We start from the raw sequence: 14,801 nt of genomic DNA, 5'->3' as shown, positions 1-14,801 counted from the left end.
GCCCTTTAGTCCATTTCATAAATCGAACCCGACTTGCTCGCGAACAGCTCCGCATACACCTTCTCCGCATAGGCGTCAGTCATGCCGGAGATATAATCGGCGACGAAGCGCGGCCAGCTCCAACTGCCCTTACGGCGTTCGTAGCTGTCGATCCAATCCGGCGGAATGATCCACATGCCGCGATCCTGATCGATGAAGCTTTCCCATAAGCGTTCGACGATGATCTCGCTGCGTTTCTGCAGACGCAGGACTCGGAAATCCTTGATCAACGTAACCCACGCCAGCTTCTTCAAAATTTCCATCGTCCGCAGCAGATTCATATCCTCCGCACCGTCTTTCACGAGCGCGACCTTCTTCCAGCCCCGTTCGGCATCGTCGAGAATGTCCAGCCGGCTGGCGAAGGAGCTTACCCAGCGCGCCTTCATCTCCCTGCGCGTGCGGGACTCCTCCCGGTTGCACTCAGCAAAAATTTGCTGCCATTGCTCGAGGTAATCCGTCAGCACTTGCCGGACCATCTTCTCGATATCGATCTGTTCCCAACCGAATTTGTGCTTGTTGGGGTCGTTCAGAATTTCCATCACCAAATGCCGGATGAGCCTCTGATCCTCGAAGAATGTAGCGTTCATCTGGATTTTGCCCGCGCGGATCCCGTCTTCGATGTCATGCGTCGAGTATGCGATATCGTCGCATAAATCCATCAGCTGTGCTTCCAGCGTAGAGCAGCCCTCAGGCATCTGCCACTGGTGCCGAAGCTCGCGGATGATCTCCCATTCGGAAGCATAGACCCCCTTGAGCCTTCCTTCCTCTTCCAGCAGGAACGGATACTTGTTAATGCCGAGCAGCACGGCGGCCGTGAGATCGAGCCCGCTTTCGCTGCCCGCCCGCTTCTCGAGGAACATCAAGATGCGGAAGTTCTGCGCGTTGCCCTCATATTTCAATCCGTGGTCCTTCATCAGAATATGGTTGAGTACTTCTTCCCCTTTGTGCCCGAATGGCGGATGTCCGAAGTCGTGGGCAATGGACGCGCATTCCACCACGGTAGGGTCAATGATAAGTCCCGGATGCTCTCTCTTTTGCAGAAAAGGGTTCGTCCGCTCCAGTCGCTTCGCTACTTCCCTGGCAATTTGGGCCACCTCCAGCGAATGCGTCAGCCGTGTCCGGTAATAGTCGCCGGAGCCGGCGCCAAACACTTGCGACTTGCCTTGAAGACGCCGAAACGTCGGAGATTGGATCAGCCTGGCGTAATCCCGTTCAAATTCATCCCGTTCTTCGCTCACTTTAGAGGAAGCGGCCTCGCCGGGCCGGTATTTTCGTATGTTGTTCATTCGCTTGCCCCCTCATCGTGCTCTTGCTGGCTTCTTTGATTATGTATCGTATATAGCTGGTTAATAAGCCGCTGCATTCCTTCAGCCGTTATTATCAGTTTATGCTACAGCATGTACGCCAGTTACCAGCAGCATTTTTTATTTATAAAAGAATACTATAACTATCCATCCCTCAACAAGTCACCTTGCCGCTTTCCATGCAAAAAAGGGATGATGCACAAGACCTTTGTCTTCATGCACATCCCCTTAACAATGAACTCATCGATTGATCAAAGAAAGGAACTCGGAGCGAAGCGTTGAGTCTGTCCGGAACGAGCCGCGCACAGCCGAGGTGATCGTCTCGCTGCCGTACTTCTTGACTCCTCTGGAGCACATGCACATATGCTCTCCTTCGACGACAACCATCACGCCGTGCGGCTTCAGCACTTCATCCAGGATGTCGGCGATCTCCGAAGTAATTCTCTCCTGCACCTGCAGCTTGCGGGTCACGACGTCGACCAGACGGGCGAACTTGCTCAATCCCGCTACTTTGCCGCTGGGCAGGTACCCAACGTGCACTTTCCCGAAGAAGGGCGCCATATGGTGCTCGCACTGACTGTAATAAATGATATCTTTGATAATGACCAGCTCTTCATGCTGCTCGTCGAACGTAACGCCAAGCACGTCGCGAGGATTCGCTTCATAGCCGGCGAAGATTTCCTCATACATCCGTGTAACGCGCGCAGGCGTGTCCAGCAAGCCCTCCCGGTCCACATCCTCGCCGATCAACCGCAGAATCTCCCTCACATGATGCTCAATCTGTTCGCGATTCTCAGCAACTCTCGTATTTTTGTATTCAATAGATGCCATCTTCTCTCCACTCCTCTTCTCATATCCTCTTCTCATAAACCTCAGCCCATGCACACCGTTAACACCTTGATCCCGTCCCGCATCGCCTTGCTGTCCTTGTGCGTTTTGGCCAACAGCATGCCGCCTTCCAGCAAGGAAACGATCGGCGTCGCCAGCTCCACCGGGGTCAATCCCTGCAGCGACAGCTCCCCCTGCTTACGTCCTTCCTGCAGGCAAGCTTCCACCTCTGCCGCCAGCTCGCTGAAGAAACCGCTAAGCGGCTTACGCAGCTCCTCCGAGCTGTCGCTCAGCTCCAGCGCCAAGTTGCCGAAGAAGCAGCCTTTGCGGCATTCATGCTGCTCGCAGAAGGTGATCATACGTTCGAATAAGGCCAGCACGCGCTGCTTCGGCGAAAGCTTGCTATTCCCCAGGCTCGGCTCCATAACGGACTGTCTCATTTCTTGCACCTTGCGCTCAATGACCCTTATGCCCAGTTCTTCTTTGCTTTTGAAATGATAATAAAAATTACTTTTGCATACTCCGCTGCTCGACAAAATATCCTCTAGTCCCGTCCCCTGGAAGCCATGATCATGAAATAGTTCCATCGCGGCCTCCAAGATGCGGTCTTTGTTGCTTGCCATCGACTAGCCACCTCTGAATCGTACTGGTATGTCCTAATTTCATGCTGTCCGGCCATAATAGGAAGGGCTCGTACTGCCCGCCGGTCGAACGGTTGGTCAGCAAAGCCCTCTGGAGTAGTTATCGCTCTTGTATTATTTCCACTTTTGGTTTTTCATCATTTGCTGCGCCTTGTTGATTTGCTGTTTATTCATGTTATAGCCCATTTGCTTGGCCATCTTGGCCAGCATTTCCGGATTGCTTTGCATCGCTTCCAGCTGTCTCTTCAAATAGAAGACGCCGATGAAAAATCCGCCCACTAAGCCCACAATCAACGTGAGAATGGGAATGATGTAACTCCACATAAGTATGCCCCCTGCAAGTGTAAATGGTGTATAGATTGCTTGCTTTATCATATCATTTCTGCCGAATAGTTTACAAATGGCCTGGCTGCATTTTACAGCACTTGCTCAATGAACAACGTCGTATGCTTCGCCAGATCGAGCTCCTTGATTTCCAGCTGGTTATCCGACTGGTCCTGCTTCACAATGCGTACGATCGGACGGCTCGGCAGCCCGCGATGCTGGCCGACAACGACCCCGGTCTCCCGGTTCGACAACCGTACGGAAGCTCCCGTCGGGTAGATGGACACGGTTTTCAGAAATTGAATGAGAACCTCCCGGTCCAGCTTCGTGCCCGCCAAAGCCATCATATGCTCGCAAGCCTCATACGGCAGCAAACGCCGCCCTTCCGAATCTCCGGATAACAGATTATCGTACATATTCGCAACTGCCGTTATTTTCGCATAAAGATGAATCTCATCGCTGGTCAACCCTCTCGGTATGCCGCCGCCGTCTAACGCTTCATGATGTTGGAATGCGACATGGGCGATGAGCAGACTGAACTCGCGTTTGTTCTTCAGGAGCTCAAACCCCCGCCAAGTATGGTGCTTCCGCTCATCCGGCGATTCGTCGTCATAGGTTAATTCAACCTTGCCGATGTCGTGCAGGAGTGCGCCGATGGCCAGTTCTTTCAGCTGCGTCACGTTAAAGCCCATATTGATCCCTATGAGAACGGACATCATACAGACGTTCGTCGCATGAACGTACTTCTCGTTATCTTTCGTCCGGATATCGGTCAACTGGACGAGCACGTCACGGTTCTTCATCACTTCATCCAGCAGCGTGTCGATCGAAATGCTCATGGCACGGGAATTGAATTCCTTGCCCGAGCGGATCGCGGCGAAGGTCTGCCCCATCTGCTGCATGACGATGCGTTTCGTCTCCTCCGAAAGGAGCTCCGGAATCTCCACATCTTCCAGATTGGGATCCTTGATATACACCATCGTAATGCCGATCCGGTTCATCGTATTAATCATGAAGACCGTCAGCTGCACACCTTCGGAAAGCAGAATCGATCCATTGCCGGCGAAAATGGTGCGCCCCAAATATTGCCCCGGCTCCACGGTATCCAGATGTACGTATTTCATAGGCTCCCCCTGCCCGCTTCGGTCCTGGCCACAGGCCGTTCCAGATCCAACAGCTTCACTTTGATGTCCAGACCGCCGCCGTAACCGACCAGATCCCCGCCGGCGCCAATGATCCGGTGACACGGAATCATGACGGGAATCGGATTCTTATTGTTCGCACCGCCGACCGCTCGGACCGCTTTCGGAGATTGAATGGCTTCGGCAATATCTTTGTAGGAAGCCGTCGTACCGTAAGGAATATCGCACAAGGCCGCCCATACTTTTTTCTGAAAATCCGTCCCCCGCAAATCCATTTCCCCGTCAAAACGTAGGCGTTCCCCGCTGAAATATTGCTCCAGCTGCCGGACTGCCGGCGACAGCCGGGACGCTTGCTCTTGCAGCTCATAGCCGCCGTACCAGCGGTCCGCCCATTGCCGCAGCTCGTATTGGTTATCTGCGAATGATCCGAAAGCGATCCGGCAGAGCCCCTTGGAGCTTGCAACCAGCAGGAGCGTGCCTATCGGGGAATTAATCTCCGTATAGTAAAGGACGTTCGAATCCGCTTGCTGTCGTGATGTCATGTCGATTCCATCTCCCTTGAACTTGCTGCAACCGCTGCGATCGCTTTCTCAATATCTTCCCGTACGGCCGGCTCCCGCTCGTCCTGCTGCGCCTTCTCCAAGGCCGCAGCCGCGTCTTCGCCGCCGATCCGCCCGAGCGCCCATGCCGCCGTCGCTCGGATCTCAGGCCGCGGATCGGCCTGCAGCAGCTCGTTGAGGACCGGCACTGCCGTACGGTCCTTGAAATTCCCAAGCGCGATGATGGCGTTGCGCTGGATCGGCTTCTTGCCCCGCCAAGACGCCGCGATGCGGCCGTATTGTTCTTTGAAGTCCTTGTTGGACATTGTCAGCAAGGGGATCAAGAGCGGCTTGACCTTCTCCGGGTCAGGCTCGAATTCCGGATGATGCGTCCAGTTCATCCCCTTGTTCTTGGGGCAGACGATCTGGCACGTATCGCAGCCATAGAGGCGGTTGCCGATCTTCAGCTTGAACTCGTCCTCCACATATCCCTTCGTCTGCGTGATGAAGGAGATGCAGCGGGATGAGTTCAGCTGCCCTGGGCCGACGATCGCCCCGGTGGGACACGCATCGATACAGATCGTGCAATCGCCGCATTGGTCCATCATCGGGGTATCTGCTGCGAACGGGATATCTGTAATCATCTCGCCGAGATATACCCACGATCCCCACTCGGGGGTGATCACGGCGCAGTTCTTGCCGGACCAGCCGATCCCGGCCCGTTCGGCAACGGCCCGGTCGACCAGCGCGCCTGTGTCGACCATGCTCTGCAGCCTCGCGTCAGGCATCCGTTCCGCGATGAAAGCCTCCAGCTTCGCAAGCCGGTCGCGAAGCACATCGTGGTAATCTCGCCCCCATGAGGCGCGCGAGATGATCCCCCGGTACGCGCCGGGCTCCGAGCGCGGCGGGTTCGCCAGCTTCGACGGGTACGCCACCGCGATGGAGATGATCGACCGCGGCGCGTCCATGCTCAGCTCGGGGCGCACCCGCTTCTCTATATCCGGCTCTTCGAAGCCGGATTCAAACCCCTTCTCACGGTGACGGAGAAGGATGTCTTTCAATTCCGTGAACGGCTCCGCCGACGTGAAGCCGATCTTATCAATACCGAGGGACGGCGCGGCTTCCACGATCTCTTGCTGTAGTCTGCTGATATCTGCTTTCGTTGCTGTCTCCATGGAAAGAGCCATTCGCCCCCACCTCTCTTCTATAGGTTTAATCCAGCTTGGCGGCCATGGCGAAGGGCCATAGCACGTACTCCGCACGGCCTTGAATCATGCTGGCCGGAACGTCCCCGAACCTGCGGCTGTCAGCGCTAGCCGACGCATGGCGGTTATCGCCCATCACGAAGACATGGCCGTCCCTGACACGCGCCGGACCGAAATCACCGTCTTCGATAAGCGAGTTCGTGTACGGCTCTTCGAGCTTCCGTCCGTTCACATAGAGCGCCCCGTCGATGCCCTGCACTTCGTCGCCTCCGACGGCGACGACCCTTTTGACCAGGAAGGCATGCTGTGTGAAGGCATGCTCCTCGTTCTCTTTGAGGATCACAATCTCCCCGCGCCCAGGAGCTTTCAAGTACGTAACCGCCCGATTCACGAACAGCCATTCACCCTCCTGCAGCGTAGGGTCCATCGAGTGGCCGTGAACCGTGGACAGGTTGAATCCGTACTGATGCACGAGAATAACGACAAGAAGAGCTACGAGAATGGATTTCGTCCAATCCCACAGCTCATGGGTCAAGCTTCTGGTTTCCGTCTGCTTCCCGGTTCCAGAACTGGAAGCTGCTTTATTCGATTCATTGCGCCCTACAAAGAAGCTCATTCAGGCTCCTCCGTTCCTATGCTTTTCCCACTCTTCGTAGTAATGCATGACCCACTCGTCCTGAAAAGGCGGCTTGTCCGTGCCCGCCAGCGCCAGAATCGCAGCCAGCCCTTCCTTCACTTTGGATTCTACAAGCGCAGAATAGTGATAATTCAGTTTATGGCGCTCATATTCATCCTGATCCACAACGTGAACGGAACCGTCGGGCATTCGAATGACATCCAAATCGTAATCGATATAAGTCAGCACCTGCTGAGTCACGTACATGGGAGAGGCTACATTGCAGTAGTACCTCACCCCTGTTTCCTCAATGAGTGCAACAATGTTGAACCACATCTTGGGGATGAAAAAAGATACGCCCGGAATACGGCTGACCCATTCCTTGCCGTCCGCTTCTTGTATTTTGGTCTGGCTATTGATGAATACCATCATCCCTTGCTGGAGGTGCTCGGCATGCAGGATGCTCGGCGGTACCCGCCAATTCGTGAGCCACATCCGGTGTAGATGTCCGTCATGTTTGAAGCTTTTTATCACATAAGGCGTGAAAATATCCATGTCTCAAAGCTCCTCTGTTGATAGCTGCCGATAAGTTCCCCTATTATATAGAAAAGCATATCTGACCCCCAAATGCAATGGCGGCACCGATATGCTTTCCTCAACTTGCTTCTATGCAATTTCTTCCGTTCGAACAAGCTTATACGCTGATCTTTTTCACGATGCTCAGACGGTGCGCAGCACGGGAAAAATCGTTGGAGCTATAGCCTGCCGACTCGTATACAGGGAGTACAACTTCATTATGGACGTCGACCGTTACCATAATTTTGTTCACGTTCCGGTGGAGGAACCTTTGCTTCATTGCTTCGATCAATGCTTTGCCGATACCCTTGCGCTGATATTCTGCGGCAACTGCAATGCGATAGAAATAGCCGTTGTTGTTATCGATGGTGCCGATGATCATGCCCACGATTTCTGATTCTTCTTGTGCGACAAGCACAAGCTCCGTATCCCAAGAAAGCTGGCGAGCAAAAGCTTCCATCGTTTCTTCATAGCAAGTTTCCGACAAAACATCTTCTAAGAGTGCTGTCACCGAAGACGTATCACTAAGCTGAAATGAACGAACATGCATACGGTTCTCTCCCAATCCTCTATGAATTTGTTAGGACTTTTTTTGTGGTAAATTAGTAAATACGACAAAAAAGTACGGAATCCTGCTGAAAATGTGTTAAAATTCACAAAAATCTTTGTTTTTTTCTAAAATTCTCTTGAAAGCGCTTAAATGCAAGCGTTTTCAACAAATTGCGCGCGAAATAGCGTTTTCTTCGGCGATCATTTCCCCACCGACAAGGTCGCACTTGCTCCGGTCATACACTTGCTCCGCTCTCCGAATTCATCCCCCGCTCTGCTCACGCGTTGAATCCGCTCGTTGAAGCCGACGCCCCTGCCCGGTTCTAACGGACACAGCGGACGCTATTTCCACGATAAGCGGCGACTTCCACTTCTTACGGACACCAGCGTACTTATTCGCCGATTTATCCGCTCAATCAAGCCCATTTGAGCAAAATAGCGGCTTCGGTGTCCGTTGCATTCATAAAGAGGCCCCTTTGCCTCAAATAAGGGCCTCCCTGTCCGTTAGCGCAGCGCGGACCTCGCTAACACCGCTAAGCCTGCCTGGCAAGCCGGTAGAGAAATGCGGGGCGGAGCAAGCCGATCCATATTGACGTTGAAGCCGACGCCCTGCCCGGTTCTAACGGACACAGCGGACGCTATTCCCACAATAAGCGGCGACTTCCACTTCTAACGGACACCAGCGTCCTTATTCGCCGTATTCGCCGCTCAATCAAGCCCGTTTGAGCAAAATAGCGGCTCCGGTGTCCGTTGCATTCATAAAGAGGCCCCTTTGCCTCAAATAAGGGCCTCCCTGTCCGTTACCGCAGCGCGGACCTCGCTAACACAGCCTGCCTAACAAGCCGGCAGGCAGACGCAAAAAAAGAGTAAGCATCCGCTTACCCTTTTGCCGTAATAACATCCGCGACAGCCTGCTTAGGCCCGCGATATTTATAGTAGAAGGCCAGCCCGATCAGCGCCAGGCCATTCAACGCGAAAACCAATGGAATGCCGATCCACCCGCCCAGGAAGCCGCCGATCATCGGTCCGGTCATCGTGCCTAACTGCGTGGCGGATTGGTTCAATGAGAACGCCCTGCCTCGAAAGCCGGCATCCGTGAACTTCACGATAAGTGCGTTCAACGCCGGATACACAGCGGCAAAAAACAGCCCGTAGCTGAATCTCAAGATCCCGAACGCAATTAGACTATGCGTGGTAAGCTGCAGCAAGTTGCCGATCCCGCCGCCGATCAGTCCGATGAACAGCGTTCGGGAGTAGGTCAGCTTCTGCCCCAGCTTGCCCCACCTCGGCGCAGCAATGACCGTCGCTACGCCGACAGCCGAGAAGATGATCCCTGAGCTCAGCGACGCAGAGCTTTGGCTGCCGCCGAGCTGCAGCACATAGATCGTAAGCAGCGGCTCTACGATCATAACCGAAGTCGCCACCAGCATGGTGATGCCGAGGATGACCATGAAAGACCGGTTATGCCCGGCCGACTTCAAGTCTTCCCATACGCTGGACCGTTCCGCCGAACGGTTGAAGTTCTTCTCCTTGGCGCCGAACAGCCCGATGAAAGCGGCCACCAGAACGACACAGCCGGAGACGAGGAACGACTCCCTGTTTCCCACCCAGTGGGAGACGAACCCGCCGACCAGCGGTCCGATGACGCTGCCGGCAGCGCCGGCCGTGGACATGACGCCCAGCGCATACCCGACCTCTTTCTCCGGCGTGTTCGTGGCGACCAGCGCAATCGACGCGGGAACGAATCCCGCCAGCAGTCCCTGAAGAATACGCACGACCAGGAACAGATAAGGATCGTGAACGAAAAAGGTCGCAAAATAAAGAACGCTTAAACTGAACCCCGATCGAATGAGCATCGGTTTGCGACCGTATTTGTCGGCAAGCGATCCCCAATAGGGTGCAATTAAAGCGCTAGCTAGAAAGGTGATGCCGAATGTGATGCCTGACCAGGCTTCCAGCCCCTTCTCAATCCCAAGCTCCGTGTGCAGGAAGATTGGTAGAAAAGGAATTGAAATGGTATACGCCATCCCGCAAAAAAATACGCCGATCCACAATGTAACAAGATTTCGTTTCCATGAAAATTCCATGTGCTTCCCCTCCGTTGCCTTCCCATCACCTTATTTTATCATCTTTGCGGCTATTCGAGAAATTTTAAATCGCCTGCACGCCAAAAAGCCACCTCTCAGTGGCTTTCCAATGTTTCCTCATGCAGCAATTTCCGGGTCAAATGATAGACCAAGATGTACATCACAAATACGACAACATAGACAAAAGGGGAGTACCCCAGCTTCCAGCCCTTGAACTTGAAAACACCGCATAACACAGCCAACCACTCGAAGAACACCGAAAGCCCCGAGTACAGAACCACATACAAGACGCGCCATACGCCTTTGAGCTGCCATTTGTCATAGAAATACATAAAGAAATACGTATAGGGCGGATAGTTGACGTAATAAATAACGGCATCGATGATTTCATATTTCGAACTGTCGCTGACATCATAGAGATCGAACGGTTTCACGGCAATCAGCGAATCCACGGATTGGGACAGGAACACGGTGAATACGCAGTAGACCGTTATAGCGGCCGGGGAGAACCGTTTCGGAAGCAGAAACGCAATGATTAAAGTAACCGCCAGTGAAATCAACGTGAACCACTCGTTCAGATCAAAACGCTCAGGTGGATAGAGGATCACGGGCATCACGCTTTCCAAGCAATTTTCTAAACACAAGACTGAAGCAGTAAGACTCCAACAGAACGGCGTACCACACGACGATCGCATAGCCGATATTCCAACCGGTCAGTTTCAGAACATGTAAGGCCTGAAAGAGGTGATACGAACCGGTAAGCGCTGAGAACCACAAGCAAATGTATAGCAATTTGAGCGGAAACTTTATATTCGGTTTATAAAACGAGACGAGCAGCCAAAGCGTAACGATCGGGTAAAGGATCATCTGGTTTATTTTGAAAAATACAAACGCTCCAAGTGTCGGAGTAAATTCAAGCAATTTTAAATTGTCTAGAACCGCTGAATGCAGCTGCTCAATGGCGACGACGATAGCCATATAATACACCAGCTTTTCGATGCTTCTGAAGCATGGGGGAATCCATCGGATGGAATATAGAGCCCCTACGGATACAAGGCATGCGCAAGCATTGTATAAAAACACAAAAGAGCCTCCTGCGGGGAAGAAGATTTTACCTTACTATGCCCCATTGGAGACTCCATATGCACTTATTAGCCGATCGTAATTTTACCCTCGGGGTAGCGGAAATGCTCTTTCTCCGGCGAAGGAATCAAAATGTAGGCTAGCGTAACGGGACCAAGCCGTCCGACGAACATGAGAACGACGAGGAACACTTTACCGAACTCCGTCAGCTGCGACGTTAATCCGAGTGACATCCCCGCCGTGGCGTAAGCCGAGGTCACTTCGAACAGTACTCCGAGGAAAGGATAGCTCTCCGAAATAGTGAGAACGATGGTGGAGATGACGATCAAAATAAAGGACAGTAACGTAAACGTAATCGCCTTATAAATCCGGTCCTTCGAAATGCGTCGGCGGAACAGCACGATCTCTTCGTTCCCCCGCATCATGGCTATTACCGCGCCCACGAGGATAACGAACGTCGTCACTTTAATACCGCCGCCGGAAGAACCGGGCGCCGCTCCGATAAACATCATAATAATGATAAAAAATTGCGTAGCCTGCCGCATGGACGGAATATCGATCGTATTGACCCCGGCCGAACGGGCGGACACCGATTGAAGCAGCGCGCTGAGCGTTTTCCCTAAGGGAGACAGCGGCTGCAGCGTATTCGCATTCGTAAACTCGAACACGAGAATAACCAAGGCACCGACGAAAATCAACGCGCCGGATGCGCTGAGCACAACTTTGCTGTGTAGGGTAAGCTTCTTGTTCTTGGGATACGTCAGCAAGTCGGAAATCACGATAAACCCGATCCCGCCGAGAACGATCAGGATCATCGAGACCAGGTTCACGAACGGATCCTCGACATAATGCATCAGGGAGCCCGGCCGGTCAGGCAAGCTGCCGAACAGGTCGAACCCGGCATTGTTGAAGATCGAGATGCTGTGGAAAATGCCGAAATAGACGGCTTGTCCGACCGGCAGCTCGAAGGACCAGCGAACCGCGAGCAGCAGCGCTCCGGCGAGCTCGATACAAAGCGCGTAGATCAGAACTTTGCGGACAAGCCGGACGATCCCTTCCGTCGATTCATGGTTCATCGCCTCCTGCAGGATCAGACGTTCCTGGAACGAGATCCGGCGGCGCAGGACGAGCGCGATGAGCGTGGACATCGTCATGAAACCGAGTCCGCCGATTTGGACGAGCACAAGGAGCACGATTTCGCCGAAGGCGGAGAGATGTGCGCCTGTATTGACGACGGACAGGCCGGTCACACAAGTGGCGGAGGTCGCCATGAACAAGGCATCGATCCAGCTCAACTTGCCTTCCCCTGCTAAGGCGGCAGGCAGCGACAGCAGGAAGGATCCCGTCAGGATCATCAGGACGAAGCCGAGCGACAAGACCTTAGGCGGGCTTAGACGAAATTTTTTATTGGCATTCATTGGCATAATGGAAGCTCCGTGCGATTTATGATTTGCTGCAATTGTATAATTTCACTCTGGCAATGTAAAGAACTCACAATCTTTTTGAGCAACTGTTACAAATAGTCCTTTATACCTAACTAATAAGTTATTGCAGGCAGGAATACGGGAGCGTCTGGTAGAAAAGCATCCTCAAAGGAATCTTGGGTCCAGCCCACACCGGAGGTCATTCTGCAGCATGTCCATCGATCAGAGATTGGTAAATGAATCTTTATTTACACAAGCCTTCAAGTATGCGCCTATTGGAATGGTGCTCGTCGCACCGAACGGACACATTCTCAAAGCGAATCCTGCCTTCTGCACCTTTTTGGGATATTCAGAGACGGAATTGTCCGAGTTAAGCATTCAGCAGCTCACTCATCCGGAAGATCTGACATTTGACCTGCAGATGATGACCGATCTGCTGACACATCAACGCGATTCCTATCAAATGGAGAAAAAATATTTTCATAAGAACGGGCATATCATCTGGGCTTCTTTGGCTGTGTCACTTGTCCGTGGCGAAGACAATCAGACTTCCTTTTTTATTTCACAAGTTAGGGATATTACAGAGCGTGTTCATATTGAAGAGAAGCTGCGGGAATCCCAAGAGCTGTACCGCATTGTTTCGGATAATGTTCTGGAAATCATCACCGTCGCTACACCGGATGGCGTCACGCTCCATATTTCGCCGGCTGTCCGCACGCTGCTCGGTTATGAGATGGATGAAGTTATCGGTCATAAAATGATTGATCTATGGCACCCGGATGATGTAGCCCTTTTCAATGATAGCTGCCTTTTCCAGAATGCCCTCGACCATATTTTCACTTGCCGGGTGCGCCATAAACAGGGACACTACGTATGGTTCGAGACGACGGTTAAGATGATTCCCGAAGAGAACGGAGCCCTCGCCAAAGTCATCGCCGTCGGCCGGGACATTACGAAGCGCAAGCTGGCGGAAGACGAGCTGTATACGACCAAAGAGCGGTTGGAATCGTTTGTTACGAACAACGGTGACGCGATTTGGGTCATTGACCGGGAGGGCACCGTCCTGGAAGTCAACCCATCCTTCGAGAAGCTGTTCCAATGGCAAGCGGAGGAAATCATTCAGCGCGAGCTGCCGATCACCCCACTCCATCTCACCTACCAGACGAGAGCCCTTCACGGGCAAGTGCTGTCCGGCAATTCGGTGACGGGCTATGAAACGGTCAGGCAGCGCAAAGACGGCAGCCTGGTCGATGTCAGCACAACGCTATCCCCTATCCGTGACAGAACGGGGGAGATCATCGGCATCGCCGGTACGTGCCACGACATCACCGAGAAGAAGCAGGCTCAGCGGAAGTTGAAGGCGAGCAAGGAACAGCTGGAATCGTTCATCGTGCATCATATCGATCCCGTCCTTATCATCGATACCGATTACCGGGTCGTTCGGATCAACCACGCGTTCGAAGAAACATTCGGTTGGAAATCTGCGGAGATCGTCGGAACCCCCGTGTTCGAGCTTTCGCTCATCCCGGGCAGCGATAAACTGAGCAGCATTACGGCGCTGGAGAAAATGGAACCCTATTCCGTAGAAGCAATCGGCATGCACAAGGGCGGCATGGAGATGCCGGTCATCCTCTCGCTATTCACGCTCCGGGACGAGGCGGGGCAGCGTTCAGGCTGGGCATTGACAATGCGGGATCTCACCGCCTACAAGCAAGCCGAGCAATTGCTGATCAATTCGGAGAAATTAACGGTGGCCGGTCAATTGGCTGCAGGCATCGCACACGAGATCCGCAATCCGATCACAGCGATCAAAGGCTTCACACAGCTCATGCGCTCAGGCGCCTCCGAGAAAAAGCTGTATTACGATATCATGGCATCCGAGATCGAACGTATCGAAATGATTCTGAGCGAGCTGCTCATTCTGGCCAAGCCTCAGATGGTCCACACCGACCGCCAAGATATTCGCCACTTGCTCGCTCAGGTTATGCCTTTGCTGGAATCTCAAGCGATCTTGAACAATGTGGAGATTGTTACGGAGTATGAGCCTGACCTCTCCCCTATCGTGTGCGATGAGAACCAATTGAAGCAAGTGTGTATCAATTTCATCAAGAACGCCATCGAGGCTATGCCGCAAGGGGGAACACTCGTCATCCAAGCCAAGTGCGTCAATAGCCAGCAGCTGCTTCTGCGATTCATCGACCATGGCTGCGGCATCCCTGAGCATATTCTGAGCAGGCTTGGACAGCCTTTCTATACCACGAAGGAGAAAGGGACCGGGCTCGGATTCATGGTCAGCAAAAAAATTATTGAAAATCACAATGGCGCCGTAAGCGTGTTCAGCAAAGAAAATGAAGGGACTACGATAGATGTTTACCTGCCTACTGTGGGGTAAATGCAGGAGTTACCGGTCGCTCTACCATTTGGTAGGGCGTTTTTTTGTTTTG

At 53.0% G+C, this 14,801-nt stretch carries 15 protein-coding genes; 1 reads left to right on the top strand and 14 read right to left on the bottom strand.

Annotated features, from left to right (window positions below):
• Nucleotides 1–5 precede the first annotated feature (5 nt).
• The 14 genes from PUT07_RS28830 to PUT07_RS28765 all read right to left on the bottom strand — a co-directional run bounded on the left by PUT07_RS28830 (nucleotide 6) and on the right by PUT07_RS28765 (nucleotide 12,351).
• A complete protein-coding gene (locus PUT07_RS28830; protein ID WP_274472242.1) occupies nucleotides 6–1,325 on the bottom strand; it encodes a deoxyguanosinetriphosphate triphosphohydrolase family protein in 1,320 nt (439 codons plus the stop codon).
• A gap of 258 nt (nucleotides 1,326–1,583) precedes the next feature.
• Nucleotides 1,584–2,174, bottom strand: coding sequence for a GTP cyclohydrolase I FolE (gene folE, locus PUT07_RS28825; protein WP_274472241.1), 591 nt, complete (start codon nucleotides 2,172–2,174; stop codon nucleotides 1,584–1,586).
• Nucleotides 2,175–2,215: 41 nt separating this feature from the next.
• A complete protein-coding gene (locus PUT07_RS28820) occupies nucleotides 2,216–2,794 on the bottom strand; it encodes a TetR/AcrR family transcriptional regulator (protein WP_274472240.1) in 579 nt (192 codons plus the stop codon).
• A gap of 132 nt (nucleotides 2,795–2,926) precedes the next feature.
• Nucleotides 2,927–3,136 carry a YneF family protein gene (locus PUT07_RS28815; RefSeq protein ID WP_274472239.1) on the bottom strand — a complete coding sequence of 70 codons (210 nt, stop codon included), beginning with the start codon at nucleotides 3,134–3,136 and terminating at the stop codon, nucleotides 2,927–2,929.
• A gap of 92 nt (nucleotides 3,137–3,228) precedes the next feature.
• Entirely contained in the window at nucleotides 3,229–4,260 is a 1,032-nt protein-coding gene (locus tag PUT07_RS28810; protein WP_274472238.1) for an HD-GYP domain-containing protein, read from the bottom strand.
• On the bottom strand, nucleotides 4,257–4,820 hold the full coding sequence (locus tag PUT07_RS28805) for a methylated-DNA--[protein]-cysteine S-methyltransferase (protein ID WP_274472237.1): 564 nt from the start codon (nucleotides 4,818–4,820) through the stop codon (nucleotides 4,257–4,259). Before PUT07_RS28805 ends, PUT07_RS28810 begins: the two co-directional genes overlap by 4 nt.
• Complete coding sequence (gene queG / locus PUT07_RS28800) at nucleotides 4,817–6,004, bottom strand: tRNA epoxyqueuosine(34) reductase QueG (protein WP_274472236.1); 1,188 nt, start codon at nucleotides 6,002–6,004, stop codon at nucleotides 4,817–4,819. Before queG ends, PUT07_RS28805 begins: the two co-directional genes overlap by 4 nt.
• 25 nt (nucleotides 6,005–6,029) lie before the next feature.
• The gene (lepB, locus tag PUT07_RS28795) at nucleotides 6,030–6,638 is read right to left on the bottom strand and encodes a signal peptidase I (RefSeq protein WP_274472235.1); all 609 of its coding nucleotides are present in this window, start codon (nucleotides 6,636–6,638) and stop codon (nucleotides 6,030–6,032) included.
• A complete protein-coding gene (locus PUT07_RS28790) occupies nucleotides 6,639–7,193 on the bottom strand; it encodes a DUF402 domain-containing protein (RefSeq protein WP_274472234.1) in 555 nt (184 codons plus the stop codon).
• A gap of 139 nt (nucleotides 7,194–7,332) precedes the next feature.
• The gene (locus PUT07_RS28785) at nucleotides 7,333–7,764 is read right to left on the bottom strand and encodes a GNAT family N-acetyltransferase (RefSeq protein WP_274472233.1); all 432 of its coding nucleotides are present in this window, start codon (nucleotides 7,762–7,764) and stop codon (nucleotides 7,333–7,335) included.
• Between the two features lie 877 nt (nucleotides 7,765–8,641).
• On the bottom strand, nucleotides 8,642–9,850 hold the full coding sequence (locus PUT07_RS28780; RefSeq protein WP_274472232.1) for an MFS transporter: 1,209 nt from the start codon (nucleotides 9,848–9,850) through the stop codon (nucleotides 8,642–8,644).
• A 95-nt stretch (nucleotides 9,851–9,945) separates the two neighbouring features.
• Nucleotides 9,946–10,458, bottom strand: a complete 513-nt coding sequence (locus PUT07_RS28775; protein WP_274472231.1) for a hypothetical protein — start codon at nucleotides 10,456–10,458, stop codon at nucleotides 9,946–9,948.
• The gene (locus PUT07_RS28770; RefSeq protein ID WP_274472230.1) at nucleotides 10,439–10,933 is read right to left on the bottom strand and encodes a hypothetical protein; all 495 of its coding nucleotides are present in this window, start codon (nucleotides 10,931–10,933) and stop codon (nucleotides 10,439–10,441) included. The genes PUT07_RS28775 and PUT07_RS28770 overlap by 20 nt, the downstream gene beginning before the upstream one ends.
• A 68-nt stretch (nucleotides 10,934–11,001) precedes the next feature.
• Entirely contained in the window at nucleotides 11,002–12,351 is a 1,350-nt protein-coding gene (locus PUT07_RS28765) for a TrkH family potassium uptake protein (protein ID WP_274472229.1), read from the bottom strand.
• A 217-nt stretch (nucleotides 12,352–12,568) separates the two neighbouring features.
• Between PUT07_RS28765 and PUT07_RS28760 the strand changes: the two genes are divergently transcribed.
• Complete coding sequence (locus PUT07_RS28760) at nucleotides 12,569–14,749, top strand: PAS domain S-box protein (RefSeq protein ID WP_274472228.1); 2,181 nt, start codon at nucleotides 12,569–12,571, stop codon at nucleotides 14,747–14,749.
• Nucleotides 14,750–14,801: the final 52 nt, after the last annotated feature.

Source organism: Paenibacillus sp. MAHUQ-63 (assembly GCF_028765165.1).
GTDB lineage: Bacteria > Bacillota > Bacilli > Paenibacillales > NBRC-103111 > Paenibacillus_E.
Note: the sequence above shows the minus strand (reverse complement) of the source record. Positions and strands in the feature narration are given on the sequence as shown.

Coding starts and splice junctions, on each gene's coding strand:
- PUT07_RS28830 (WP_274472242.1), bottom strand. CDS start 1,325: ATGAACAACATACGAAAATACCGGCCCGGCGAGGCCGCTTCCTCTAAA.
- folE (WP_274472241.1), bottom strand. CDS start 2,174: ATGGCATCTATTGAATACAAAAATACGAGAGTTGCTGAGAATCGCGAA.
- PUT07_RS28820 (WP_274472240.1), bottom strand. CDS start 2,794: ATGGCAAGCAACAAAGACCGCATCTTGGAGGCCGCGATGGAACTATTT.
- PUT07_RS28815 (WP_274472239.1), bottom strand. CDS start 3,136: ATGTGGAGTTACATCATTCCCATTCTCACGTTGATTGTGGGCTTAGTG.
- PUT07_RS28810 (WP_274472238.1), bottom strand. CDS start 4,260: ATGAAATACGTACATCTGGATACCGTGGAGCCGGGGCAATATTTGGGG.
- PUT07_RS28805 (WP_274472237.1), bottom strand. CDS start 4,820: ATGACATCACGACAGCAAGCGGATTCGAACGTCCTTTACTATACGGAG.
- queG (WP_274472236.1), bottom strand. CDS start 6,004: ATGGCTCTTTCCATGGAGACAGCAACGAAAGCAGATATCAGCAGACTA.
- lepB (WP_274472235.1), bottom strand. CDS start 6,638: ATGAGCTTCTTTGTAGGGCGCAATGAATCGAATAAAGCAGCTTCCAGT.
- PUT07_RS28790 (WP_274472234.1), bottom strand. CDS start 7,193: ATGGATATTTTCACGCCTTATGTGATAAAAAGCTTCAAACATGACGGA.
- PUT07_RS28785 (WP_274472233.1), bottom strand. CDS start 7,764: ATGCATGTTCGTTCATTTCAGCTTAGTGATACGTCTTCGGTGACAGCA.
- PUT07_RS28780 (WP_274472232.1), bottom strand. CDS start 9,850: ATGGAATTTTCATGGAAACGAAATCTTGTTACATTGTGGATCGGCGTA.
- PUT07_RS28765 (WP_274472229.1), bottom strand. CDS start 12,351: ATGAATGCCAATAAAAAATTTCGTCTAAGCCCGCCTAAGGTCTTGTCG.
- PUT07_RS28760 (WP_274472228.1), top strand. CDS start 12,569: ATGTCCATCGATCAGAGATTGGTAAATGAATCTTTATTTACACAAGCC.